Genomic DNA, 24,547 nt, shown 5'->3' with positions numbered 1-24,547 from the left:
CGGGCTCAGGCCCCTCATAGAGGATCTTGGCCTTGCCTTCGTAGATCTGCCGGCGGCGCGCCATGCTGGTCCCCTTGTCGCATCGGCCGCCCCGGCCGTGGAGCGGCGATATAGGCGGGAGGGGGTGGAGGCGCAATCAGCCGGACGGGTGGGTGGCGGCCGGGGGCGGGCGGGGACCGGTCGGATACGTCCGCGATCAGGTGACCGCCTGCCGCACGGCGTAGGCCGGATCGCGCCAGGCGTCGGTGCGGATCACGTCTTCCATGATTTCGCCCGCGCGCCAGACGTCTTCATGGCGGAGGTAGAGCGGCGTCAGGCCCAGACGGATGATGTCGGGAGTGCGGAAGTCGCCGATCACGCCGCCGGCGATCAGCGCCTGGGTCAGCTCCCAGGCGTGGCGGTGACGGAAGCTGATATGGCTGCCGCGTCGCGCCGGGTCGCGCGGGGTGACGCATTCCAGCCCGAGCGCGTCGCCGGCCGCGGCGAGGATGTCGAACAGACGGGCGCTCTTCGCCCAGACCTGCGCCTGGTCGACCTCGGTCCACAGGTCGACCCCCGCCTCCAGCGCGGCGAGGCCGAGCACGGCGGGCGTGCCGGTGAGCCAACGCTTCATGCCGGGCGCGGGCGCATAGGCGTCGGCGAAGCCGAACGGCTCGGCATGGCCCATCCAGCCGGACAGCGCATTGCTCAGCGCACTCTGGAGGTGGTCGGCGACGTAGAGAAAGGCGGGCGCGCCGGGGCCGCCGTTCAGATATTTGTAGCCACAACCTACCGCCAGGTCCGCACCGGCTCGGTTCAGGTCGAGCTGGACCGCGCCGGTCGAGTGGCTCAGGTCCCACAGCGTCAGCGCGCCGGCGGCGTGGGCGGTGGCGGTCAGCGCGGGCATATCCCAGCGTTCGGCGGTCTTGTAGTGCACGTGGGTGAGCAGCAGCACCGCCGTCTCCGGGCCGAGCGCGGCCGCGACGTCCGCGCGCGCGACGATTTTCAGCACCGCGCCGGGCACGCACCCGACGGCGCCCTCGGCGATGTGGAGGTCGGTCGGGAAATTGCCCGCCTCGCTCAGGACCGTGCGGCGCGCGGGATCGCGACGCAGCGCGGCCACCAGGAGCTTGAACAGGTTGGTCGAGGTCGAGTCGCCGACCGTCACCTCGTGCGCCTGTGCCCCGATCAGGCGGGCGATCTTGCCGCCGACGCGGGCCGGGGCGTCCATCCAGCCCTCGTTCCAGCCGCGGATCAGGCGCTCGCCCCATTCCCGTTCGACCGTCCGGGCCAGCGTGTCGCGCGCGGCATGGGGCAGCGGGCCCAGCGAGTTGCCGTCGAGATAGATCACCCCTTGGGGGAGCGCGAAGCGGGCGCGCCACGGCGCGAGCGGATCGGCGGCGTCGAGGGCGCGAGCCTCTTCGAATGTCATCGCGCCGCTATCCGTCGAACAGGTTCAAGGGCGGCCAGGAGCAGCCGCTTCGCTTCGGCCCAGGCCGATGATTCCGGTGCGATCAGCTCGACATGGCCGGTGTTCGGGACGGTGTGGAGCAGCGCGCGGTCGCCTGCCGCGATCGCCTGATCGCGGTAACCGGTGGCGAGGTGATAGGGGACGAGGGGCGGCGGATCGTGCGGCATGGCGGGCGGCCACAGCCAAGCAGGAGAAGTGCGCCGGCGGCAAGGGCGCGGCGCGCCGGCCGACGCGCACCCGGCGCTATTTTGCCATTCCGTCAGCTTGCTCAGATCGATCGATCCCACCGGGGCCTTCAACGGTTCGACCCCTTGTCTGCCGGCGCGCGCAGTCCGATCCGGTCCGATTGCGCGGCTGCGCCGCAACCCCATATTCGCGGCCATGAACGAGAACTCCACGGCCGCGCCGGTCTGGCACGGCACCACCATTGTTTCGGTCCGCCGCAACGGTCGGGTCGTCATCGCCGGTGACGGTCAGGTGACACAGGGCCAGACCGTGATGAAGCCCAACGCCCGCAAGGTCCGGCGGCTGGGTGACGGGCTGAAGACCGACGGCGTCATCGCCGGCTTCGCGGGCGCGACGGCCGATGCCTTCACGCTGTTCGAGCGGCTGGAAGGAAAGCTGGAGCGGCACCAGGGCCATCTGATGCGCGCCGCCGTCGAGCTGGCGAAGGACTGGCGGACGGACAAATATCTGCGCAACCTGGAGGCGATGCTGATTGTCGCCGACAAGGAGGTGACGCTGGTCATCACCGGCAACGGCGACGTGCTGGAACCCGACGGCGGGATCGCCGCGATCGGTTCCGGCGGCAATTATGCGCTCGCCGCCGCTCGGGCGCTGGTCGATTACGAGCAAGATGCGGAGACCATCGCGCGCAAGGCGATGGCGATCGCCGCGGAGGTCTGCGTCTACACCAACGACCGGCTGACCGTCGAAGTCTTGGCCACCGCCGCTTGACCGTCATCCCCGCGCAGGCGGGGATCCATACTCATGGCGGGAGAATGGATTCCCGCCGATGCGGGAATGACTGATTTGAACGACGCCCTCACCCCCAAGACCATCGTTGCCGCGCTCGATGCGCACATCATCGGGCAGCAGGACGCCAAGCGCGCCGTCGCCGTCGCGCTGCGCAACCGCTGGCGCCGGCAGCAGCTGGCGCCCGATCTCCGCGACGAGGTGACGCCCAAGAACATCCTGATGATCGGCCCGACCGGCTGCGGCAAGACCGAGATCAGCCGCCGGCTGGCGAAGCTCGCCGACGCACCGTTCGTGAAGGTGGAGGCGACCAAGTTCACCGAGGTCGGCTATGTCGGCCGCGACGTCGAGCAGATCGCGCGCGATCTGGTGGAGGAGTCGATCCGGCTGGAACGCGAGCGGCGCCGCAGCGCGGTCAAGGACAAGGCGGAGGTCGCCGCCATGACGCGCCTGCTCGACGCGCTGACCGGCAAGGGCGCGTCCGAGGCGACCCGTGCTGCCTTCCAGCAGCGCTTCCGCGACGGCCATCTCGATCACACCGAGGTCGAGATCGAGGTCGAGCAGGCGTCGCAGATGCCGTTCGAGATGCCCGGCGGCGGCCAGGTCGGGATGATCAACCTGTCGGAGATGATGGGCAAGGCGTTCGGCCAGAACCAGCCGCTCAAGCGCCGCAAGCTCGCCGTCCCGGCCGCCTGGGACAAGCTGGTGGAGGAGGAGGCGGACAAGCGCCTGGACCAGGACGATGTCGCCCGCGTCGCACTCGCCGATGCCGAGGCGAACGGCATCGTCTTCCTGGACGAGATCGACAAGATCGCCGTCAGCGACGTGCGCGGCGGCTCGGTCAGCCGCGAGGGCGTGCAGCGCGACCTGCTGCCGCTGATCGAGGGCACGACGGTCTCGACCAAATACGGGCCGATGAAGACCGACCACATCCTCTTTATCGCGTCCGGCGCCTTCCACGTCGCCAAGCCCAGCGATCTGCTGCCCGAACTGCAGGGCCGGCTGCCGATCCGCGTCGAGCTGACGGCGCTCTCCGAGGCGGACTTCGTCGCCATCCTGTCCGATACCAAGGCGTCGCTGATCGCGCAGTATCGCGCGCTGCTCGGCACCGAGGGCGTCACCATCGACTTCACCGGAGACGGCATCGCCGCGGTGGCGCGCATCGCCGCCGAGGTGAATGCGGACGTGGAGAATATCGGCGCGCGCCGGCTGCAGACGGTGATGGAGCGGCTGCTGGAGGAGGTCAGCTTCGGCGCCGAGGACCGTGGCGGGTCGACGCTGACCATCGACGGCGCCTATGTCGAGCAACAGCTCGCCGCGATCGCGCGCAACACCGATCTCAGCCGCTTCGTGCTGTAAGCGGCGGCGTCAGCGTCGGACGGTTGGGGGCTTGTCGTAAGGGGTGAACGCGCCGAACCGGCAGACCGGGCCGGGGATGAGTTCGCCCGGGCGGCGCACGCGGAAGCGGTCGTTGCGACAGAGCTGCGCGCCGTAGATCTCGACGATCAGCGTCGAGACCGGTTGGAGCTCGGGACAGGTGCCGATCGGCTCCGTGCGCCAGATGCGGCGGCCGGTCTGGCGGTAGAGGATCGTGTGACTGTCGAGGATGTCCGGCCCCTGCGTGAACTGGACATCGATGCAGTCGACCGGTGTGCCGGCGATCCTGCCCGCCAGCGGATCGTCCTTGGCCGCCGCCAGCGCGAGGGCCAGCAGGATCAGGCGGCCGACCATCGAAGGTCAGCCCTTACGATAAGGGACGAAGTCACCGAAGCTGCACGAGCCGCTGAAGGTGTGCGACGCGCGATCCACGGTGGTGGCGATGTCCCCCCGGCACAGCTGCGTCGTCGGCGTCCGGGTGATGAGGATGTTCTGCCCGTTGCCGCCGATGCCCGTGCAGCCGGTCGTCTTGGTCACGTAGCGGGTGCCTCCCGTCGCGCGATAGACCAGGGTGTCGCCGAAGCTTGTGGTGCTGCCGTCGCGCGTGTCGAACGTGTTGATGCAGCTCTGCGGCGGCCCGGCCGTCAGGCCGGACAGTTCCGTATCGAGCGCCGCACGGCTCTTGTCGGCGGCAGCGGCTTCCGCGGCCACTTCTTTCGGGGTCTGGACGCAGGCGCCGGCAGTCAGCGCCAGCATAAGGATCAAGGTGCGCATCGGCTCAAATCCTTCCTACGCTTTGAAGTCGTCCTTGGCTACGCGGCGCTCGCCCAGTTGTTCCGCGTTGGCGGCGCGCAGGAAGGGATTGGTCGCGCGCTCCTGGCCGATGGTGGTCGGCACGGTCGGCTCGCCCGCCGCGCGCAGCCGGTCGACCGCAGCCATCCGGGTCTTGATCGCCCCGTTCTCGGGCTCGGCGACCAGCGCGTAGCGGCCGTTCGATTGCGTGTATTCATGCCCGCAATACACCACCGTATCGTCGGGCAGGTCGGCGTAGCGTTGCATGTTGGCGAACATGTCGGCCGGCGTGCCCTCGAACAATCGGCCGCAGCCCATGGCGAACAGCGTGTCGCCGGTGAAGATCAGCCGGTCATCGGCGAAGTGATAGGCGATGTGGCCCTGCGTATGGCCCGGGACCCGGATCACCTGCGCGTGATGCTTGCCGATCGCGACCGTGTCGCCGTCCGCGACCGGATGGTCGACCCGGCCGATCTTCACCGCTCTCCTCGCCCGGCGCGGTCACCGGCGCGCCGACGCCCGCATTGCCGCCGACATGATCGGGGTGCCAGTGCGTGTTCCACGTCGCGCCGATCGTCCAGCCGCGCGCCGCCGCCGCGTCGAGCAGCGGCTGCGCCTCGCCGGGATCGAGCGCCACCGTCTCGCCGCTGGTGTCGTCGTGGATCAGCCAGGCGTAATTGTCCTGCAGCACGGGGACGCGGACGACCTCCAGCGCCATCACCAATGCCCGGTATTGGGCATGGAAACCCAGGGCTCGGCGGGCGCAGGCGGGTTCGACAGCTGGAGCAGCTCGACCGAGATGTTGTCCGGCGACCGCACGAACGCCATGCGCCCGTCGCGCGGCGGCCGGTTGATCGTGACGCCAGCGTCCATCAGCCGCCGGCAGGTCGCGTAGATATCGTCGACGTCATAAGCGAGATGGCCGAAGTTGCGGCCTTCGCCATAGGTCTCCGGGTCCCAATTGTGGGTCAGCTCCACCTCGGCGCGGGCGCGCTGGCCCGAACCCTCCATGTCGTCTGGCGTGGCGAGGAAGATCAGGGTGAAGCGGCCCTGCTCGCTCTCCGTCCGCCGTACCTCCTTGAGACCGAGCAGCGCGAAGAAGCGGATGGTGGCGTCGGGGTCCGCGACCCGGATCATGGTGTGGAGATAGCGCATGGCCGGGAGAACCGACGAGCCGCTCACCGCGTTCCCCCGCCGAACTGCGCCAGCGCCGCCCTGGCCGCGCTGCCCGTCGGGCCGTCGGGTTGCAGCCGCATCGCATCGCCCCAGCGCTCCTGCGCCTGTGCGGTGTCGCCCGCCTGCGCCGCGATGTTGCCGGCCTCCAGCTGCACCGCGGCGTCTTCGGGCGCGCGCTTCAGCGCCTCGGCGATGTCCGCGCTCGCGCGTCGGGGATCCGCCATGCGCCGTGCCAGCGTCGCGGAGAGCAGCCACGCAAGCGGGTCGTCGCTCGCCGTCCGGAGCGCGAGATCGAGCGCGCCGCGCGCCGCGTCGAGGCGTCCACCGGCGACCAGCGCGCGGGCCTGGTCCAGTTCCGCCTCGCCGAGCGCGATACCGGTCAGCGTTCCCGCCGCGAGCGCCGCATCGAGCGCCGCGCCAGCCTGCGTGGCGTCGCCGGCGGCAAGCCAGGCATTGCCCGCCTGCGCCCAATAGCCGGCGGCTTGCCCGTCGTGCGCCGCCTCCGCCGCGCGGGCGGCGGCGGTGAACGCGGTCGCCGCTGCGCGCCAGTTCTGCTCGGCCGCCCAGGCGAGTCCGGTGCATTCGCTCGCCGCCGCGCCACTCTCGCGCGCGGCCGCGACGCGGGCCGCAGCGGGATCGGTATGGGCGAGCGCCGCGCAGGAGGACGCCGCGGGCGCGGCGGCGAGCAGCAGGACGACGATCATGCGGCGGCGACGACCTCTTCCACGGCGCGGACCAGCAGCGCGAGGTCGGGCTCGCGCGACAGGCGATGGTCGCCGTCCTTGACCAGCCAGCACTGCACGTCGGCTGAACGGATCAGCTCGGCCAGGCGCGCAGTGCGATGCCACGGCACCTCGGCGTCGACCATCCCCTGGAGCAGCCGCACCGGCCCGTCGAAGCCGATCTCGCCGAACATCAGCCGGTTCGCCTCGCCCGACGACCAGAAGCCCCGCGTGTAGACGGTCGGCGCGGGGCCATACGAATTGGCGCGCTCCAGCCGGCCGTGCTGGAGGAGGTGCATCTTTTCCTCGGTCGAGAAGCCCCAATCGGTGAAGTCGGGCGCCGGCGCGATCCCCACCAGCCCGACGATCCGCTCCGGCCGGGCGCGCGCGGCGAGCAGCATCAGCCAGCCGCCCAGCGACGAGCCGACCAGCACCACCGGCCCGGCGACCGCCCCGTTGATCATCGCCAGCGCGTCGTCGCGCCAGTCCGCGAGCGTCTGCGCCTCGAAGGCGCCCTCGCTTTCCCCGCAACCGGCATAGTCGAAGCGCAGATACGCCTGGCCGGCCCGTCGCGCCCAAGCTTCCAGCGCCAGCGCCTTGGTGCCGTTCATGTCGGAGGCGTAGCCGGGGAGGAAGACGACGGTCGGCGCGTGGCCGGGTATATGGTGGTAGGCGAGGCGGGGACGGGGCGGAACGCTGGCCATGTCCGATCTTAGCGCGTCGCCTCGCCCGCCGTCACCCTGCGCTACTGCACGAAGTCTGCTACCGCCGCTGCGAACGCCGCCGGCTGATCGAGCATGACGAAATGGCCGCTGTCGCCGATGTCGACATAGCTGACGTGCGGCGCGCCGGCATATTGGCGGCGATAGAACGGATCCGCCATGGTCTTGGTCGGTCCGGCGTCGTTCCAGGGATAGACGAGCGTGATCGGCATCGCGATCGACGGCAGCGCCGGCCGCAGATCGGTCGTCAGGTCCTCGTACACCGCCTCGGCCGAGACGCGCGGATCGGCGGCGGCGGCCCAGCCCCGCATCCGGGCGAGGCTGTCGGGCTTGAGCGCCAGCCCCTTGGTCTGCGCGTCCAGCGTCGCCGGGTCGATCGGCTTGCCATAGCCGGCGGCGACCCGGTCGCGCATCATCTTCGCCTGCGGCTCCACCATGGCGACGGTCGGGTCGACGCCGGGCGGCGCCATCAGGACGGCGAAGAACGGCAGCGAATCGACGATCATCAGCTTGCCGGCGTCCTCCGGGTGCGCCTTGGCCAGCATCAGCGCGACGAGGCCGCCCATGGAGTGGCCGATCACCGCCGGCTTCGCGATCCGGTTGGCGGCGAGCCAGCCATGCAGGTCGGCGACGATACCGTCGAGCAGCCCCGGCTGCAGGTTGGCGCCGGGGGCGTCGCCGGCGAAGCCGTTGACCTGGACGAGGATGACGCGGTGGTGTGCCGCGAGTTGCGGGGTAACGCCCGCCCATACGTCGCGCGGGGTGGCGAGGCCGGGGATCAGCACCACCGGGCTGCCCTTGCCCGTCTGGGCGATCGAGATGTGCGGCAGCGTCGTGGGCCGGGCAGCCGCCTGGGCATTGCAGACCTGCGGGTGCAGCACCGCGGCGAGCGTGACGGCCGAGGCGGCGAGGCGGAGCTTGAGGTGCGAGATCATCATGCGTTCTCCCGGGAGGGGCTGGTGAACACCTCCTCGATCGCGAGGGCGAACAGCTCGGCGATCTTGAAGGCGAGGGGGAGCGACGGGTCGTAGCGGCCCGTCTCGATGGCGTTGACGCTCTGACGGGAGACGGCGAGCCGCTCGGCCAGATCCTGCTGGCTCCAGCCGCGCTCGGCGCGGAGCACGCGGAGACGGTTGGTCATGCGCCCCTCCGCTCCAGCCACCAGTTGACGCAGCCGCCGACGCCGAGCCCTGCGAACCAGACCACCGCGACGTGGTAGGCCGGGATGTGCGGCATCAGGCCGAAATCCTCCAGGAAGCCCCAGATGGTGGCGAGGCTGAGCGCGAAGCCGGTGGCGACCAGCGACTGGCGGGTCACCTGCATGCGCAGATACTCGTCCGTCTCCTCGACGATGTAGCGGCCGATCGCCGCGAAGATGCCGACGATGGGCAGCCCCGGCGCGATCGCGACGAGCCAGCCGAGCACGCCTGCGGGCGGCCGGTACTTGAACAACGAGACGGCGCCGACGAGCACGAGGGCGTAGACGACGCTCAATGCCAGCACGCGCCGGGTGTAGCGCCGGACGGCAGGGGTGTGGGCGATCATGGGCAAGCCTCCTTTCCGATGTGGTAAGGACGCTTTACAGACAAGCTCGCTTTACGTCAAGCATGTTTTACATGCAGTACTGCGCTCAGATCACGTATTCCACCGTCGTCAGCTGCGTCTGCGCCGCCCGGGCGGCGGCGCGCTTGGCGACGAGCTGGTCGTGCAGCTCGCGCACGGTGTCGCTGCCGGCGGTCTTGAACAGGAAGGGCAGGGCGGCGTGCGCGATGCAGGCAAGCCCGCCGCGCGTCAGCCGCCAGCCGAAGCGGCTCGCGACGCCGAAATGCTGGGCGTAGCTCTCGCCGACCGAAGCCGGATGATCGAGGAACAGGCGGCGGATCATAAGCGGGCTCCTTGGCGCGGCGGATATCATATCAGCCGCGCCCGGTCAGCGCCGCCACCATCTCGCGGGCGACCTGGCCGAGCGAGTCGTCGCGCGCCCCCATCACGACGAGGCGATCGCCGGGCCGCGCCGCGTCGACCAGCAGCGCCGCCGCTGCGGCCCGGTCGCCGACGTGCCGGGCGTCGCGGCCCAGCGCGCGGATGTCGCCGGCGAGGTCGTCGCTGCCGACCTCGCGCGCGACGGTGCCGCCGAAATAGGCGGGATCGGGCAGCACCAACAGGTCGTGCGCATCAAGGCCCGCGGCGAACGCGGCGGCCAGCTCGTGCCGCAGCTGCCGGAGCGGACCGTAGCCGTGTGGCTGAAACAGGGTCAGCAGCCGGCCGGGAAAGGCGCGCAGCGTCGCCAGCGTGGCGGCGATCTTGTCTGGATTGTGCGCGAAATCGTCGATCACCGTCACGCCGGCCGCCGCCCCGACCAGCTCGAAGCGGCGTCTGAGCCCGGTGAAGCCTTCGACGGCGGCGGCGGCCGCGTCGCGGTCGACGCCCGCTGCCACCGTCGCGCCGATCGCCGCCAGCGCATTGGCGACGTTGTGCGCGCCGGGCACCGCGAGGCGGACGCGGCGGCGCTCGCCCATGCCGACCAGATCGAACGCGATGGCGTGCGGCTCCGGTGCCAGCCCCTCGGCCGACAGATCCGCGGGCCGGTCCAGCGCCACGGTCAGCAGGCGCCGCGCGCGCCCGGTCAGCGCCGTCGCCTCCGCGTCGGCGATGTTGACCACCGCGGTCCCGGCCCGCGCGACGAAGTCGCCGAACAGGACGCGCAGCTCGTCCAGCTCCTTGTGGTCGCGGCTGACATTGTTGAGCACGGCGATGCGCGGCCGATAAAGGGCGATCGAGCCGTCACTCTCGTCCACCTCGCTCACGAACGCGTCCCCGCGCCCGACCAGCGCGCTCGCAAACGGCACCTCGGGCCGGGCGAAGTTGGTCATCACCGCGCCGTTCATCACGGTCGGGTCGCGCCCGCACGCGTGCAGGATCCAGCCGATCATGCCGGTGACGGTCGATTTGCCGCTGGTGCCCGCGACCCCGATCGGCAGCGCGCCGGCGTTGAACAGCTCGGCCAGCATCGCCGCGCGGCTGACCCGCGCCGCGCCGATCCGCGCGGCGGCGACGATGTCGGGCACCGTGTCTTCCACCGCGGCCGACGCGATCACCAGTTGGTCGGGCGAAGTGATGCCGCTGCCGTCCTGCGGGAACAGCGCGATCCCGAGCGCGCGCAGCGCGTCGAACGTCGCCGGGACGCGGCCCGCGTCCAGCGCGCGATCCGAGCCGGCGACCGCCCGCCCGCGCGCCGCGAGGATCATCGCCAGCGGCATCATGCCCGAGCCGCCGATGCCGACCAGGAAACAGGGTTTGGCGTTGTCCATCCCCGCGCGCTATCGGCGGCGGGCGGCGGGAGCAACCGGGGAGGGCAGCGATGAGGATCGGCGTGATGGCGCCCGCCAGCCGGGGCAACCGGGACGCCGAAGCGCCGTTCATGGCGTTCGCCGCGATCGCCTATCCCGAGGTCGAGCTGGTGGTGCACCCGCAATGCTGGGCGACGGAGGGGCATTTCGCCGGCTCGGATGCGGTGCGCGCCGCCGCCTTTCTGGAGCTGGCGAACGACGCGAGCATCGATGCGATCTGGTTCCTGCGCGGAGGCTATGGCTCGAACCGGATGCTGCCGACGATCATGCCGCGGCTGGGGCCGGCGGCCGCGCACAAGGCGTATCTGGGCTATTCGGACTGCGGCTTCCTGCTCGGTGCGCTCTATGCCCGCCGGATCGGACGGCCGGCGCACGGGCCGATGGCGAGCGACATCCGCCGGCAGGGCGGCGACCAGACGGTGGCGCGCGCGCTCGGCTGGCTCGCGCGCGGCGACCGGCAGGGGCTGGAGCCGGGGCTGGACGGCCGCCCGGCGGCGGCGTTCAACCTGTCGATTCTGGGCGCGCTGATCGGGACGCCCTGGTTGCCCGACCTCGCCGACCACATCCTGCTGATCGAGGAGGTTTCGGAGCCGATGTACAATGTCGATCGGCTCCTGTTCCACATGGCGCACGCCAGCCAGCTGAAGGGGCTGGCCGGCATCCGGCTCGGCGCGGTGACCGACGTCAAGCCCAACGATCCGCCCTGGGGCGAGGAGCTGGAGGCGATGATCGCGCGCTGGTGCGGCGAGATGGGCGTCCCCTATCGCGGTCGCGCGCAGATCGGGCACACGCAGACCAACACCGTGGTGCCGTTCGGGCTGTTCTGAGCGGCCCGAAACGGTTATGCCGGCCCTGTGATCGTCCTGCGCCGTTTCGCGCGAACTAGTCGCTGAGCCGCCGCCGTCCGCGGCCGCGCGCTGGCGTCACCTGCTTCACTCTTCATCAGCGGCGCATCACCTAACGTCGCTGCCTACGCGAGAAACTCATGTCCGAGATGTTCAAGATCACGCTGCCCGACGCCTCCGTGCGCGAGGTCGCGCCCGGAAGCACGCCGGCGGACATCGCCGCCGCGATCGGCCCCGGCCTTGCCAAGGCGGCGATCGCCGCGCGCGTGGACCATGGTTCCGGGGCAGAGCTGCGCGACCTGTCGCGGCCGTTCGAGGGCGACGCCACGCTGGCGCTGGTGACGGCGCGCGACGAGGCGGACGCGCTGGAGCTGGCGCGGCACGATTTCGCGCATGTGCTGGCCGAGGCGGTCCAGCACCTGTTCCCCGGCACGCAGATCACGTTCGGCCCGGCGACGGCCGACGGCTTCTATTACGATTTCGCGCCGAAGGACCGGCCGTTCACCGAAGAGGACCTGCCGGCGATCGAGGCGGAGATGCGGCGGATCATCGCGCGCAACGAGCCGTTCCAGCGCGAGGTGTGGGATCGCCAGCGGCTGATCGACGTGTGGACGGAGCAGGGCGAAACCTTCAAGGCCGAATGGGCGCGCGAGCTGCCCGACGGCGAGGAGCTGACGATCTATCGCCAGGGCGCGTGGCTGGACATGTGCCGCGGGCCGCACATGCCGTCCACGGGCAGGCTTGACCCGCAGGCGTTCAAGCTGACGCGCGTGTCGGGCGCGTACTGGCGCGGCGACCAGGCCAATGCGATGCTGAGCCGCATCTACGGCACCGGCTGGCTCAGCAAGAAGCAGCTCGACCAGCACCTGACGATGCTGGAGGAGGCCGGCAAGCGCGACCATCGCAAGCTGGGGCAGGAAATGGACCTGTTCCATCTGCAGGCCGAGGCGCACGGCTCGGTCTTCTGGCATCCCAACGGCTTCCAGATCTGGCGGCAGCTCGAGGCCTATATGCGTCGCGCGATCGACGCGGGGGGCTATCAGGAGGTCAAGACGCCGCAGGTGATGGACGCGCGGCAATGGGAGCAGTCCGGCCATTGGGGCAAATATCGCGAGAACATGTTCGTGATCCCCGACGAGGTCCCGAACACCGAGGACGAGGGGCCGATCGTCAGCGATGACGCCGACTGGATGGCGTTGAAGCCGATGAACTGCCCGGCGCACGTCCTGATCTTCCGCCAGGGAATCAAGTCGTATCGGGACCTGCCGCTGCGGCTTTACGAGAACGGTTGCTGCCACCGGAACGAGCCGCACGGGGCACTCCACGGCCTGATGCGGGTGCGCCAGTTCACGCAGGACGACGCGCACATCTTCTGCCGCGAAGACCAGATCGTCGACGAGGTGCAGGCGTTCTGCCGGCTTGCCGACCGCATATACCGCGACTTCGGCTTCACCTATGCGATCAAGCTCGCGCTGCGGCCGGACAAGCGGTTCGGCTCCGACGCCGACTGGGACAAGGCGGAGAACGAACTGCGCGACGCCGTGACGCAGGCCGGGCTGGCGACGCCGGCATACGGGTGGGAGGAGCTGCCGGGAGAAGGGGCCTTCTATGCGCCCAAGCTCGAATGGCACTTGACCGACGCGATCGGGCGGACGTGGCAGGTCGGCACGATCCAATCGGACCGCGTGCTGCCCGATCGGCTCGATGCGAGCTATGTCGGCGACGACGGCGAGCGGCATCGGCCGGTGATGCTCCACCGCGCGATCTTCGGATCGTATGAGCGGTTCATCGGCATCCTGATCGAGCATTTCGCCGGGCGGCTGCCGTCGTGGCTGGCGCCGGTGCAGGCGGTGGTGGCGACGATCGTGTCGGATGCGGACGGCTATGCGCACGAGGTCGCGGCGGCGCTGCGCGGGGCGGGGCTGCGCGTCGAGACCGATCTGCGCAACGAGAAGATCAACTACAAGGTGCGCGAGCACAGCCTCGCCAAGGTCCCGAACCTGCTCGTCGTCGGCAAGCGCGAGGCGGAGGAAGGCACGGTCGCCTTGCGCCGGCTCGGCAGCCAGGGGCAGGAGGTGCTGCGGCTGGCGGACGTGGCCGATACGCTGCGGCGCGAGGCGATGCCGCCGGACCTTTCGCGCGCCGCGTAAAACGCATATATGGCTGGTGTCCGAAACACAGGAGAAATACCTATCCGTCCGCCCACGATACGCCGGCCCATGCAGGCGCCGCCGATGAACGGTCCTCGTTTCAACGAGTGGATCCAGAGCCAGAAGGTCCGCGTGATCGACCACGAGGGCGAGAACCTGGGTGTGATGTATACGCGCGAGGCGATGGCGCAGGCGCAGGAACTCGGCCTCGACCTGGTCGAGGTGTCGCCCAACGCCGACCCGCCGGTCGCCAAGTTCCTCGATGTCGGCAAGTACAAGTACGAGGCGCAGAAGAAGGCCAATCAGGCGCGGAAGTCGCAGAAGACGCAGGAGATCAAGGAGATCAAGATGCGTCCCAACATCGACGATCACGACTACGACACCAAGATGAAGAAGGTGCACGAGTTCATCGGCGAGGGCGACAAGGTGAAGGTGACGATGCGCTTTCGCGGGCGTGAGCTGAGCCACGGCCAGCTCGGCATGGCGGTGCTCCAGCGCGTCGCCGAGGCGACCAACGAGGTGGCCAAGGTCGAGTCCTATCCGCGCATGGAAGGCCGGCAGATGCTGATGGTGCTGTCGCCCAAGTGAGGCTCGCGGCAGCGAAATAGCATCGCTATTTCGCGCCTCGGCCGCGAGCCCGGCCGGCCTTGGCGTAGCCGAGGACCGACGACACGGGCTTTGCCCGTGGCAGGCTCCCGCTCCGATTATTTCACCGGCGGCTCCCACAGCTCGATCGGATTGCCCTCCGGGTCGTGGAGGCGGGCGAACCTGCCGACATGCGGGTCGTTCCACTCGGGCTTGGTGATCACCGCGATGCTGAGCGCCGTCAGCGCGGCGATCAGGCCGTCGAGATCGCGCACCCGCAGGTTGAGCATGTATTGCCGGTCGGCGGGCCAGTAGTCGGTGTCCGCCTTGAACGGCTGGAACACGACCGGGCCGCCCTCGGTCGCCCAGCTGTATCTCGCCGGCTTCGTGCCCGGATCGGCGACGCAGCCGGCGCCGACGTTCAGGTGCTCGCGATACCACGCCGCAAGCCTGTCCGGATCCTTCGCCCGGAAGAACAATCCACCGATCCCCAGCACCGCCATCAGCCGTTCCTTCACGCCGCCAGCTCGTGATCCTCGCCCGCGGCGGCAGCGGCGAGGCGGCGTTCCAGCGTCTTCAGGCGCGTGGCGTTGTCAAGTTTTTCGCCGGTCAGGTCGGTCAGGTAGAAGGTGTCGACCGCGCGTTCGCCATAGGTGGCGACATGGGCGGAGTGGATCGTCACCCGTGACTGGAACAGCGCGTGGGCGAGCTGGTTTAGCAGCGCCGGACGGTCGCCGGCATTGACCTCGACGACGGTGAAGCGGTTCGACGCGGCATTGTCGATCAGCACGTTGGGCTGGATCGCGAAAGCGTCGGCGCGCGGCCGCGCGGCGGGGCGGGCGGTGAGGCGATCGACCAGCTTCAGTCGGTTGGCGAGCGCGTCGGCGATCATCGTCTTGAGCCGCGCGACCTGGGCCGCGTCGTCGAACGGGCGGCCGAGCGGGTCCTGCACCAGGAAATTGTCCAGCGCCATGCCGTCGCGCGTGGTATGGATGCGCGCGTCGATGATGTTGCCGCCGGCGACATGGATCGCGCCGGCGATGCGATAGAACAGGCCGGGGTGATCGGCGGCGTGGACGCTGACCAGCGTCGCGCCCCGCTCGGGATAGACCTGCGCGTCGATCGCGAGCGGCGTGCGATCGGCCGCGGCGATGAAGCGCGCATTGTGCTCCAGCACGTCGTCGGGCTCGGCGATCCAATAGGCGTCGGGCAGGCGGCGGGCATAGGCTGCGAAGCTGGCATCGTCCCAGCCGAGCGCGGCGGCGAGATGGGACTGCTTGGCGGCGATCCGCTCGGCGCGACCGCGCTGCTTGTGGCCGAGCCGCAGCACCTCCTCCGCCGCTTCGTACAGGTTGCCGAGCAACTGGCGCTTCCAGCCGTTCCAGGTGCCGGGCCCGACGGCGCGGATATCGACGATGGTGAGCAGCAGCAGCAGGCGCAGCCGCTCCGGGCTCTGCACCGCGCCCGCGAAGTCGACGATCGTCTTGAAGTCGGACAGATCGCGCTTGAACGCGGTGGCGCTCATCAGCAGGTGGCGGCGCACCAGCCAGGCGACCGTCTCCGTCTCGGCAGCGTTCAACCCGAAGCGCGGGCAGAGCCGCTCGGCGACGGCGGCCCCCAGCACCGCATGATCGCCGCCGCGGCCCTTGGCGATGTCGTGCAGCAGCACGGCGACGTAGAGCGCGCGACGCGAGGCGATCTGGCGGAAGATGGCCGTGGCGAGCGGATGCTCATCGGCCAGCAGCCCGCGCTCGATCCGTGACAGGAGGCCGATGGCGCGGATGGTGTGCTCGTCGACGGTGTAGTGATGGTACATGTCGAACTGCATCTGTGCGACGACGCGGCCGAAATCGGGGACGAAACGGCCGAACACGCCCGCCTCGTTCATCCAGCGCAGCGCCGGCTCGGGGCCGCGCGGGGACGTGAGCAGGTCGAGGAACAGCGCGTTGGCGCGGGGATCGCGGCGGTGCTCGTCGATCAGCTTCGCGTCGCGCGCGGCGGCACGCATGGTGAGCGGGTGGATCTCGAGCGCCTCGCAGTCGGCGAGCGCGAACAGCTCTACCAGGCGCACCGGGTCCTGCTGGAAGAAGCCCTCGCGCGGGATGGCGAGGCGGCCCCGATCGAGCACGAAGCCCTGCAACCGGCGCGGCGCGCGCCGGATCGCGGGCAGCCAGGAACGCCAGCCGCGCTGCGCGAATTGCTCCTCCAGGTGCGACAGGAACACGCCGGTCAGGTCCCCGACCGCCTTCGCCTGCAGGAAGTAATATTGCATGAAGCGCTCGACCGCCGATTTGCCGGGGCGGTCGGCGAACTGCATCCGCCGCGCGATCTCGCGCTGGACGTCGAAGGTCAGCCGGTCTTCCGCGCGACCGGCGACCAGGTGCAGGTGGCAGCGCACCGCCTGGAGGAAATTGTCGGCGCGGTGGAAGCGGCGATATTCGTCGGGCGTGAACAGCCCGGTCTCGCACAGCTGCGCCGCACGCTGCACGTCGTAGACGTACTTGCCGATCCAGAACAGCGCGTGGAGGTCGCGCAGCCCGCCCTTGCCCTCCTTGACGTTGGGCTCGACCACGTAGCGGGTGTCGCCCAGCTTGCGGTGGCGGGCATTGCGCTCGGCGAGCTTGTCGGCGATGAACTGGCGTTCGGTGCCGCGCTGCACCTCCGCCTTGAAGCGGCGCGACGCCTCTGCGTACAGTGCCTCGTCACCGGCGACGTAGCGCGCCTCCAGCAGCGCGGTGCGGATCGTCACGTCCGCCTTCGCCTGGCGCACCATCTCGTCCAGCGAGCGGGTGGACTGGCCGACCTTCAGCCCCAGATCCCACAGCGCGTAGAGCATCGATTCGATGACCTGTTCGCCCCAGGCGGTCTGCTTGGCGGGGGTGAGAAAGCCGATGTCCACGTCCGAAAAGGGCGCCATCTCGCCGCGCCCATAGCCGCCGACCGCGAGCAGCAGCAGCCGCTCGCCGGCGGTGGGATTGGGCAGGGGGTGCAGGCGCCGGATGGTGAAGACGAACAGCGCCTGAAGCGCCGCGTCGATGAGGTAGGCGCCGGCGTTGGACGCCTCCAGCCCGCGCGAAGGGTGCGCTTCGAGCCGCCGCGCGATCTCAGCGCGTCCGGCCGCGAGCACCGCCCTGAGCGCAGCGACGGCGGCGCGGCGCAGCTCGGGCTGCGGCTGCTCGGGCAGCGCTGCCAGCGTCGCGGCGAGCGCCCGCCGGTCGATCAGCGCGCGGCGGTTGGGGAGGTGATCGAAGCGGCCGGTCATGGGGTGGCGCGTAGCAGATGGGGCGGGCGGGGGCTGTTGCACAATGGACGTTGCGGACAAGTGAAGGACATCGCGGACCCCGCTCACCCCTCCCGCGCCAGCGCCTTCAGCCGGTAGAGCGTGTCGAGCGCCTCGCGCGGGGTGAGGGCGTCGAGGTCCAGCCGCTCCACCTCGGCGCGGATCGCGTCGCATTCGGCCTCCTCCGCCTGCGCCGCGGCGGCGAACAGCGGCAGGTCGTCCAGCCCCGCGGCGAGCCCGCCGGTCTTCTGCCGGCCCGCCTCCAGCCGCGCCAGCACCGCCTTGGCGCGGGCCACCGCGGTGGGCGGCATGCCGGCGAGGCGGGCGACGGCGATGCCGTAGCTGCGATCGGCAGGCCCGGCGGCGACCTCGTGCAGCAGCACCAGCTCGCCCTTCCACTCGCGCGCGCGGACATGGTGGAGCGACAGGGCCTCGCAGCGCTCGGCGAGGCGGGTCAGCTCGTGATAATGGGTCGCGAACAGGCAGCGGCAGCGATTGTCGGCATGGATCGCCTCCACCACCGCCCAGGCGATGGCGAGCCCGTCATAGGTGGAGGTGCCGCGGCCGACCTCGTCGAGGATGACGAAGCTGGCCGGGGTCGCCTGGGCGAGGATCGCGGCGGTCTCGACCATCTCGACCATGAAGGTGGAGCGGCCGCGCGCCAGATTGTCGGACGCGCCGACGCGGCTGAACAGTCGATCGACCAGCCCCAGCGTGGCGCGCGCCGCCGGCACGAAGCTGCCGGCCTGGGCGAGCACGGCGATCAGCGCGTTCTGGCGCAGGAAAGTGGATTTGCCGCCCATGTTGGGGCCGGTGACGAGCCACAGGCGATTGTCCTCGGACAGCCGGCAGTCGTTGGCGACGAAGCGGCCGCCCGCCTTCGCCACCGCGGCCTCGACGACCGGATGGCGACCGTCGGTCACCTCGAAACAGGGGCGGTCGACCAGGCGCGGTCGCGCCCAGCCGCCCTCCGCGGCGCGTTCCGCCAAGCCGGCGGCGACATCCAGCCGGGCGAGCGCGTCGGCGGTGGCGGCGATCCGCTCGCGATCGGCGAGCGCGGCGGCGGTGAGCTCCTCCAGATGCGCGGCCTCGGCGGCGAGCGCGTGCGCGCCGGCCTGCGTGACGCGCCCGGCGACCTCGTGCAGCGCGGGGGTGTTGAAGCGGACCGCGCCCGCCAGCGTCTGCCGATGGGTGAAGCCCGAGTCGGCGCGCATCAGCGGGTCCGCGGCGCGCGCGGGCACCTCGACATGATAGCCGAGCACGTTGTTGTGGCGGATGCGCAAGCCGGCGATGCCGGTCTGCGCCTTCAGCTCCGCCTCCAGCGCGGCGATCGCGCGGCGGCCGCCCGCGCCGGTATCGCGCAGCGCGTCCAGCGCGGGGTCGTGCCCGGGCGCGATATAGCCGCCGTCCGCCGCATCGATCGGCGGCATGGGCACGAGCGCGCGCTTGAGCAGGTCGATCAGCGCGCCGTGCCCACGCAGCGCCGGGGCGAGGGCGATCAGCAGCGCGGCAGGGTCGCCGATCCCCGCCAGCCGCTCGCCGAGCTGCCACGCCGCATCGAGCCCGTCGCGGAGCTGGCCAAGATCGCGCGGCGAGCCTCGCCCGGCGGCGACGCGGCCCAGCGCGCGGCCGATGTCCGGCGCGGCACGGAGCGTGGCGCGCAGTCGCTCGCGCGCGATTGGATCGTCATGCAGCCACTGCACCAGATCGAGCCGCGCCTCGATCGCCGCCCGATCCATCAGCGGCGCGCCCAGATCGGCGGCGAGCAGGCGCGCGCCGGCGCCCGTGACGGTGCGGTCGATCGCGTCCAGGAGCGACCCCTTGCGCTGCCCGGAAGCGGTGCAGGTCAGCTCCAGGCTCTCGCGGGTCGCGGCGTCGATCGCCATCGTCGTCTCCGCGCGGCGCAGCACCGGCGGGCGCAGGAAGGGGAGCGCGCCCCTGGCGGCATGTTCCAGATAGGCGGTGAGCCCACCCGCCGCGGCGAGCCCGGCGCGACTCCAGTGGCCGAAGCCGTCGAGCGTCGCGACGCCATGGAGCCGCTTCAGCCGCGCCTCGCCGGCCGCGCTGTCGAACTCGGCGCGCGGGCGAAACACGGTGGCGGACGCGTCGCTTCCCTCGGCCGCGACCACCTCCGCCGCGCCCAGCCGGGCGAGCTCGGCGCCGAGCGCGGCGGCGCTCGTCTCGATCACCTCGAACCGGCCGGTCGAGACGTCGGCGGCGGCGAGCGCGACGGCCCCCGCCACCTCGCCGACCGCCACGCACCAATTGTCGGCGCGCGCGTCGAGCAGCGCCTCCTCGGTCAGCGTGCCGGCGGTGACGACGCGGACGATCGCGCGTTCGACCAGCGCCTTCGACCCCCGCGCCTTGCGGGCCGTCTCGGGGCTCTCGGTCTGCTCGGCGATGGCGACGCGATGGCCGGCCTTGATGAGCCGCTGGAGATAGGCGGTCGCGGCGTGGACGGGGACGCCGCACATCGGCACGCGCTCGCCGCCATGCTCGCCGCGCGCGGTGAGCGCGATGTCGAGGCAGGCGCTGGCGACCTTCGCGTCCTCGAAGAACAGCTCGAAGAAATCGCCCATCCGATAGAACAGCAGGCAGTCCGCCGCCTCGGCCTTGAGCGCGTGGTATTGCGCCATCATCGGGGTGGCGGCTGGATTCGGCTGGCTCGCCATCGCCGTCGCGTCTGGAGCCGCATCGCTTTGGTCGCAAGCGGCGGGATGCCGATGACGGCCCGGAATGCGATACACGGCAGCCATGAATCATTATCGTATCTCGTTGCCGTCGCCGGTGGGCGAGCTGACGCTGATCGCGACCGACGCCGCCCTGGTGGCGATCCGCTGGACGGGGGAGGGCGACGGGCGCGCTTGCTTCGCGACGCCGGTGAATGCGCCGATCACCCGATCCTCGTCGCGGCGGCGACTCAGCTCCGTGAATATTTCACGGGCGGACGCCGCACGTTCGACCTGCCGCTCGCCCTCGTGGGCACGCCGTTCCAGCAGGCGGTGTGGCGGGCGCTGCTCGCCATTCCGTTCGGCGAGACGCGCAGCTACGCCGATATCGCTTGCGCGCTCGGCCGGCCGACCGCGACCCGTGCGGTCGGCGCGGCGAACGGGCGCAACCCGCTGCCGATCGTCGCGCCGTGCCACCGCGTGATCGGCGCGGACGCAGCCTGACCGGCTTCGGCGGCGGGCTGGCGACCAAGCGCTGGCTGTTGGCGCACGAGCGGCGGGACTTGTTCTCGGCGTGACCGGCCGAGCTACGGGCTCTGCGTGACGGTAAAGCCCTTCAGCTTGTCGTGGGCCTGATCTATCGCGCCATCATTGATCGGATACAGACTAGCCTGGGGGATACAGGTTTTGGGCTTCGGCGTCGGCGACGCCGCCGGTGCGGGTGGAGCCATCTGTGCGCCAGGGCCTTTGACGAGAGCGGCCGCCGACGCTGCGAGGCTGCCCACCGCCGCAATCGTTTCCGGCACCTTGGTGTCGGTCTTCTGCCCGACCGAGGTGATCAATCCGTTGCCGAATCCGACGGACAGCTCGGATGCGCCATAGCCGCTCTTGAGGCGAACCGATCGCGCCTTGCCCGGGATCGCGACAACCTGACTGCTGATCGTGCAATCCGCCGCGACGGTCACCAGCAGGTGAGGGGACGGATCGTAGAAGGTAAGCCCGTCCTTGGCATATCCCTCGCCGAACAGAAGCTGGGCGGGCGCACAGCTGCCCAAGGTGAGCGCCGCAACGAGGAACGCCTGGCGACTATGGATCATGGCTATTCTCCCTTGCAGCAACCGTCTAGCCGGCCGCGAATTGCAAGCTGCGTCGCCGCATCGCGCCGCCGATCATGCCTACTCCGGCGATCATCATCGCCCAGGTGGCGGGCTCGGGGACGGCTGCTGGCATGGGAGCATCCCGGACTGAAACGGCATCGAGATTGAAATTGCCACCCCGATCCACCACATCGAACTCGATGGTTGTCGCATTAGCACTCGCTACAAAAGTGCCGGAATATATGGCGTAGCTGAACGCTCCACTATTTGTGAGCTGGGGGGAAACCTGATGGCCATCAATAGTTGCAGAAAAGGTGTTGTCTGGGGAAGCGAGGAAATTTTGCACATGCGCGAGCGCAAAAGAATAGTTATATGTTGCTCCCGACACCGTGGCCAGACTTTGTGAGAGTGCAGCCGTCGGCGCGATGACGGCAGTCGCCTGAGAGCCAAGATAGGCGGCGCAGTTTCCCTGATAACGATAGGTACTGCCGTAACAGTAAAAGTTCACACCTCCGCTATACATCCACCCCGCTGCGCCGCTTTCAAATCCTCCATTCGTAACCAGCTCAGCCGATACGGCAGGAGACGCAATCGCCAATAGCGCCGCAGTGCTCAAAATACACAATGCTCTCATGCTAATGTTCCCCCAAAAGCAGGCAAGCCTGTCGCAAAACAGATGCCGCAGCGCGCTTTGCGCGCCGCGCGTCTATTTCGCATCCCCCATATGTGGTACACTTTGATGCCGCTAGCCCTGTCCCAATCAGGACATCCGCTCATCCCGGACCGCCCAGACCTGATAGCAACCGAACCAGTTCCGCCTGCCGCGTCACCCCGGTCTTAGCGAAGATGCGGCGTAGATGAACGCGCGCGGTTGCGTCGGTAATGCCCAGCGACCGCCCGGTCGACCCTAACGCCTGCCCCTCAACGAGCAGGCGCGCCAGCCGCGCCTCGGCCGGGGTCAGGTCGAACAGCAGGCGGAGCAGGTCGGCGTTGGGGACGCTGGCGTTGGCGGCTTCGGCGAGAAGGAGCAGGATGCCGTCCCAGCCAAACACGTCGCGTGCGCCACGCCGCAGCGGCAGGAGGTGGATGGCGCAGGCGGGCTGCCCGTCGGTCGGCGCGACCGCGATCGAGCGCACGCCAGCGCCGACGCCGAGCGCTGCCAGCGCTTCGGCGAACCGGGCCTGGAGGAAGCGGTCGGCGAAGCGCAGGCCGGCGGGCCGGTCGATCAGGCGGTCGCCCAGACGCCGCGCGAAGCGATCGTTGGCGGCGCGCAGCCGGCCGTCGCCCGAGACGATGGCGGCGGCGACCCCGGCCAGGTCAAGTGACGCGACCGCCGTCCCCGCCTGCCGCTCGCGCAATCGTGCGGCGAGGCTGAACGATCGCGCGATCGGCGCCCGCACCTGGTCAAGCCAGAGTGCGGCCGCTTCGGCCGCCGGGTAGGACGGCAGGCCCTCGACCGCCATCTGCAGCATGTCGTCGCGTGCGCCCTGCAGCACGGTACCCACGCCTGCGATCAGCCCGCGCGGCGCGAGGAAATGGATATGGACCGGCAGCCGCTCGATCTCCGCGATCGTACGATAATGCGTCTCGGCGCGAAAGCCGGGGTACAGGTCGGCGTGCAGCGGCGCCGCATATTCGGGGTCGGCCGCCCATCCTTCCGCGATATAATCGCTGACGATGCGCTCGATGCGCGGTGTCGACGTGATGGCAACCCCGTCAGGAGACTGCGCGACGAACGTGGCGCCGAACCCGCCCACCGCGTCCGTGATCGCCTCCAGGACGTCCGGCCACAGCTCCGGCAGCGCGCCTGCCTCGTAGATACGCTCGATCAGCGCCGGATCGACCCCCATCGCCTGCCCCTGAGACCGCGATTATCGCCGTTCCGTACCAAGCTGCGTGGGTCGACGCATGTGAAAACGCTGCAACCCGCAATCCCGGCGTGACGCGGCGGAGCCGCCTGACTAGAACCGGCGCATGTCCGACGACGCGTCCGTCCAGTTCTCCGAGCGTGAGGCGCTGCTGTTCCATTCGGAGGGGCGGCCCGGCAAGATCGAGATCATCTCCTCCAAGCCGATGGCGACGCAGCGCGACCTGGCGCTCGCCTATTCGCCTGGTGTCGCTGTGCCGGTGCGCGCCATCGCCGACGATCCCGCGACCGCCTACGACTATACCGCCAAGGGCAATCTGGTCGCGGTCATCTCCAACGGCACCGCTATCCTCGGCCTCGGCAATCTCGGCGCGCTCGCGTCCAAGCCGGTGATGGAAGGCAAGGCGGTGCTGTTCAAGCGCTTCGCCGACGTCGACGCGATCGACATCGAGCTGAAGACCGAGGACGTGGACCGCTTTATCGACGCCGTCGAGCTGATGGAGCCGACCTTCGGCGGCATCAACCTGGAGGACATCAAGGCGCCCGAGTGCTTCATCATCGAGCAGACGCTGCGCGAGCGCATGAACATCCCGGTCTTCCACGACGACCAGCACGGCACCGCGATCATCACCGCCGCGGGACTCATCAACGCGTGCCGGCTGACCGGTCGGCGCATGGACGAGATCAAGGTGGTGGTGAACGGCGCCGGCGCGGCGGCGATCGCGTGCACCGAGCTGATCAAGGCGATGGGGGTGCGGCAGAACGCCGTCGTCCTGTGCGATCGCAAGGGCGTGATCTATCGCGGTCGCGACGACGTCAACCAGTGGCAGTCGGCGCATGCCGTGGACACCGACGCGCGCGATCTGATGCAGGCGCTGGTCGGCGCGGACGTGTTCCTCGGCTTGTCCGCGGCCGGCGCGCTGAAGCCGGCGATGGTCAAGGACATGGCCAGGGCGCCGATCATCTTCGCGATGGCCAATCCGGTGCCGGAGATCCTGCCGGAGGAAGCGCGCGCCGCCCGCCCGGACGCGATCATCGCCACCGGCCGCTCGGATTATCCGAACCAGGTCAACAACGTGCTCGGCTTCCCCTTCATCTTCCGCGGCGCGCTGGACGTGCGGGCGAGCGCGATCAACGACGCGATGAAGATCGCCGCCGCCAACGCCATCGCCGAGCTGGCCCGCGAGCGGGTGCCGGAGGAGGTGGCGGCCGCCTATGGCGTGCGCCACGTGTTCGGGCCGGACTATATCATCCCCGCCCCGTTCGATCCGCGCCTTATGGAGGTGGTGCCGGCCGCAGTCGCGCAGGCGGCGATGGACTCCGGTGTGGCGACGCGTCCGCTGGCCGACATCGCCGCCTATCGCGCCGTGCTGCGGGCGCGGATGAACCCGACCACGTCGGTGCTCAGCCTCGCTTATGAAGGCGCGCGCGCACACCCCAAGCGGGTCCTGTTCGCGGAAGGGGAGGAGGAGGTGGTGCTGCGCGCCGCC

At 70.1% G+C, this 24,547-nt stretch carries 25 protein-coding genes and 1 pseudogene; 7 read left to right on the top strand and 19 right to left on the bottom strand.

Features of this window, described 5'->3' with window-relative positions:
* Positions 1–196: 196 nt before the first annotated feature.
* A complete protein-coding gene (gene kynU / locus ACFE64_RS09835; protein ID WP_375392283.1) occupies positions 197–1,411 on the bottom strand; it encodes a kynureninase in 1,215 nt (404 codons plus the stop codon).
* The gene (locus tag ACFE64_RS09830; RefSeq protein ID WP_375392282.1) at positions 1,408–1,848 is read right to left on the bottom strand and encodes a hypothetical protein; all 441 of its coding nucleotides are present in this window, start codon (positions 1,846–1,848) and stop codon (positions 1,408–1,410) included. The genes kynU and ACFE64_RS09830 overlap by 4 nt, the downstream gene beginning before the upstream one ends.
* Here ACFE64_RS09830 and hslV point away from each other — a divergent pair.
* Together hslV and hslU are read left to right on the top strand one after the other, a co-directional pair.
* Positions 1,832–2,407, top strand: coding sequence for an ATP-dependent protease subunit HslV (hslV, locus tag ACFE64_RS09825; protein ID WP_375392281.1), 576 nt, complete (start codon positions 1,832–1,834; stop codon positions 2,405–2,407). The two genes, ACFE64_RS09830 and hslV, sit on opposite strands and share 17 nt — an antisense overlap.
* 75 nt (positions 2,408–2,482) lie before the next feature.
* Positions 2,483–3,784, top strand: coding sequence for an ATP-dependent protease ATPase subunit HslU (gene hslU, locus ACFE64_RS09820; protein WP_375392280.1), 1,302 nt, complete (start codon positions 2,483–2,485; stop codon positions 3,782–3,784).
* 9 nt (positions 3,785–3,793) lie between these two features.
* Here the strand turns inward: hslU and ACFE64_RS09815 are convergent, their stop codons facing one another.
* The 11 genes and pseudogenes from ACFE64_RS09815 to ACFE64_RS09765 all read right to left on the bottom strand — a co-directional run bounded on the left by ACFE64_RS09815 (position 3,794) and on the right by ACFE64_RS09765 (position 10,525).
* A complete protein-coding gene (locus ACFE64_RS09815) occupies positions 3,794–4,156 on the bottom strand; it encodes a hypothetical protein (RefSeq protein ID WP_375392279.1) in 363 nt (120 codons plus the stop codon).
* A 6-nt stretch (positions 4,157–4,162) separates the two neighbouring features.
* Positions 4,163–4,576 carry a hypothetical protein gene (locus tag ACFE64_RS09810; protein WP_375392278.1) on the bottom strand — a complete coding sequence of 138 codons (414 nt, stop codon included), beginning with the start codon at positions 4,574–4,576 and terminating at the stop codon, positions 4,163–4,165.
* A gap of 15 nt (positions 4,577–4,591) precedes the next feature.
* Positions 4,592–5,312: pseudogene (gene gloB, locus ACFE64_RS09805) on the bottom strand (hydroxyacylglutathione hydrolase).
* Positions 5,312–5,749 carry a VOC family protein gene (locus ACFE64_RS09800; protein WP_375392277.1) on the bottom strand — a complete coding sequence of 146 codons (438 nt, stop codon included), beginning with the start codon at positions 5,747–5,749 and terminating at the stop codon, positions 5,312–5,314. Before ACFE64_RS09800 ends, gloB begins: the two are co-directional and overlap by 1 nt.
* Positions 5,750–5,772: 23 nt before the next feature.
* The gene (locus tag ACFE64_RS09795; RefSeq protein ID WP_375392276.1) at positions 5,773–6,474 is read right to left on the bottom strand and encodes a hypothetical protein; all 702 of its coding nucleotides are present in this window, start codon (positions 6,472–6,474) and stop codon (positions 5,773–5,775) included.
* Positions 6,471–7,196, bottom strand: a complete 726-nt coding sequence (locus ACFE64_RS09790) for an alpha/beta hydrolase (protein ID WP_375392275.1) — start codon at positions 7,194–7,196, stop codon at positions 6,471–6,473. The genes ACFE64_RS09795 and ACFE64_RS09790 overlap by 4 nt, the downstream gene beginning before the upstream one ends.
* 41 nt (positions 7,197–7,237) lie before the next feature.
* Positions 7,238–8,152: an alpha/beta fold hydrolase gene (locus ACFE64_RS09785; protein ID WP_375392274.1), complete on the bottom strand. Its 915-nt coding sequence runs from the start codon at positions 8,150–8,152 to the stop codon at positions 7,238–7,240.
* Complete coding sequence (locus tag ACFE64_RS09780; RefSeq protein WP_375392273.1) at positions 8,149–8,355, bottom strand: helix-turn-helix transcriptional regulator; 207 nt, start codon at positions 8,353–8,355, stop codon at positions 8,149–8,151. The genes ACFE64_RS09785 and ACFE64_RS09780 overlap by 4 nt, the downstream gene beginning before the upstream one ends.
* Positions 8,352–8,759 (bottom strand): hypothetical protein, encoded by a 408-nt coding sequence (locus ACFE64_RS09775; protein ID WP_375392272.1) that lies wholly within the window; start codon positions 8,757–8,759, stop codon positions 8,352–8,354. Before ACFE64_RS09775 ends, ACFE64_RS09780 begins: the two co-directional genes overlap by 4 nt.
* A gap of 85 nt (positions 8,760–8,844) precedes the next feature.
* Positions 8,845–9,099: a DUF6356 family protein gene (locus ACFE64_RS09770; protein ID WP_375392271.1), complete on the bottom strand. Its 255-nt coding sequence runs from the start codon at positions 9,097–9,099 to the stop codon at positions 8,845–8,847.
* A 31-nt stretch (positions 9,100–9,130) separates the two neighbouring features.
* Positions 9,131–10,525, bottom strand: a complete 1,395-nt coding sequence (locus ACFE64_RS09765) for a glutamate ligase domain-containing protein (protein ID WP_375392270.1) — start codon at positions 10,523–10,525, stop codon at positions 9,131–9,133.
* 50 nt (positions 10,526–10,575) lie between these two features.
* Here ACFE64_RS09765 and ACFE64_RS09760 point away from each other — a divergent pair, with 50 nt between their 5' ends.
* From ACFE64_RS09760 to infC, 3 genes are all read left to right on the top strand, one after another.
* Positions 10,576–11,391 carry an LD-carboxypeptidase gene (locus ACFE64_RS09760; protein WP_375392269.1) on the top strand — a complete coding sequence of 272 codons (816 nt, stop codon included), beginning with the start codon at positions 10,576–10,578 and terminating at the stop codon, positions 11,389–11,391.
* 158 nt (positions 11,392–11,549) lie between these two features.
* The gene (gene thrS, locus ACFE64_RS09755; protein ID WP_375392268.1) at positions 11,550–13,559 is read left to right on the top strand and encodes a threonine--tRNA ligase; all 2,010 of its coding nucleotides are present in this window, start codon (positions 11,550–11,552) and stop codon (positions 13,557–13,559) included.
* Positions 13,560–13,628: 69 nt separating this feature from the next.
* The gene (gene infC / locus ACFE64_RS09750) at positions 13,629–14,147 is read left to right on the top strand and encodes a translation initiation factor IF-3 (RefSeq protein WP_375392267.1); all 519 of its coding nucleotides are present in this window, start codon (positions 13,629–13,631) and stop codon (positions 14,145–14,147) included.
* A gap of 116 nt (positions 14,148–14,263) precedes the next feature.
* Here the strand turns inward: infC and ACFE64_RS09745 are convergent, their stop codons facing one another.
* The 3 genes from ACFE64_RS09745 to mutS all read right to left on the bottom strand — a co-directional run bounded on the left by ACFE64_RS09745 (position 14,264) and on the right by mutS (position 20,063).
* Entirely contained in the window at positions 14,264–14,647 is a 384-nt protein-coding gene (locus ACFE64_RS09745; RefSeq protein ID WP_375392285.1) for a VOC family protein, read from the bottom strand.
* Between the two features lie 11 nt (positions 14,648–14,658).
* Positions 14,659–17,406: a [protein-PII] uridylyltransferase gene (locus ACFE64_RS09740; RefSeq protein ID WP_375392266.1), complete on the bottom strand. Its 2,748-nt coding sequence runs from the start codon at positions 17,404–17,406 to the stop codon at positions 14,659–14,661.
* A gap of 83 nt (positions 17,407–17,489) precedes the next feature.
* Positions 17,490–20,063 carry a DNA mismatch repair protein MutS gene (gene mutS, locus ACFE64_RS09735; RefSeq protein WP_375392284.1) on the bottom strand — a complete coding sequence of 858 codons (2,574 nt, stop codon included), beginning with the start codon at positions 20,061–20,063 and terminating at the stop codon, positions 17,490–17,492.
* A gap of 225 nt (positions 20,064–20,288) precedes the next feature.
* On the opposite strand from mutS, the gene ACFE64_RS09730 reads away from it, so the two are divergent.
* Positions 20,289–20,597, top strand: a complete 309-nt coding sequence (locus ACFE64_RS09730; protein ID WP_375392265.1) for a methylated-DNA--[protein]-cysteine S-methyltransferase — start codon at positions 20,289–20,291, stop codon at positions 20,595–20,597.
* Between the two features lie 83 nt (positions 20,598–20,680).
* On the opposite strand, the gene ACFE64_RS09725 is transcribed toward ACFE64_RS09730, so the two are convergent.
* The 3 genes from ACFE64_RS09725 to ACFE64_RS09715 all read right to left on the bottom strand — a co-directional run bounded on the left by ACFE64_RS09725 (position 20,681) and on the right by ACFE64_RS09715 (position 23,040).
* Complete coding sequence (locus ACFE64_RS09725; protein WP_375392264.1) at positions 20,681–21,190, bottom strand: hypothetical protein; 510 nt, start codon at positions 21,188–21,190, stop codon at positions 20,681–20,683.
* 25 nt (positions 21,191–21,215) lie between these two features.
* Entirely contained in the window at positions 21,216–21,698 is a 483-nt protein-coding gene (locus tag ACFE64_RS09720; protein ID WP_375392263.1) for a PEPxxWA-CTERM sorting domain-containing protein, read from the bottom strand.
* 265 nt (positions 21,699–21,963) lie between these two features.
* Positions 21,964–23,040, bottom strand: a complete 1,077-nt coding sequence (locus ACFE64_RS09715; RefSeq protein WP_375392262.1) for a helix-turn-helix transcriptional regulator — start codon at positions 23,038–23,040, stop codon at positions 21,964–21,966.
* Positions 23,041–23,164: 124 nt separating this feature from the next.
* On the opposite strand from ACFE64_RS09715, the gene ACFE64_RS09710 reads away from it, so the two are divergent.
* Positions 23,165–24,547, top strand: a 1,383-nt coding sequence (locus ACFE64_RS09710) for a malic enzyme-like NAD(P)-binding protein (RefSeq protein ID WP_375392261.1), incomplete at its 3' end; no start/stop codon positions are given.

Origin of the sequence: uncultured Sphingomonas sp. (genome assembly GCF_964250165.1) — a bacterium.
Classification (GTDB): domain Bacteria; phylum Pseudomonadota; class Alphaproteobacteria; order Sphingomonadales; family Sphingomonadaceae; genus Sphingomonas.
This window is presented reverse-complemented; position numbering and strand designations above follow the sequence as displayed.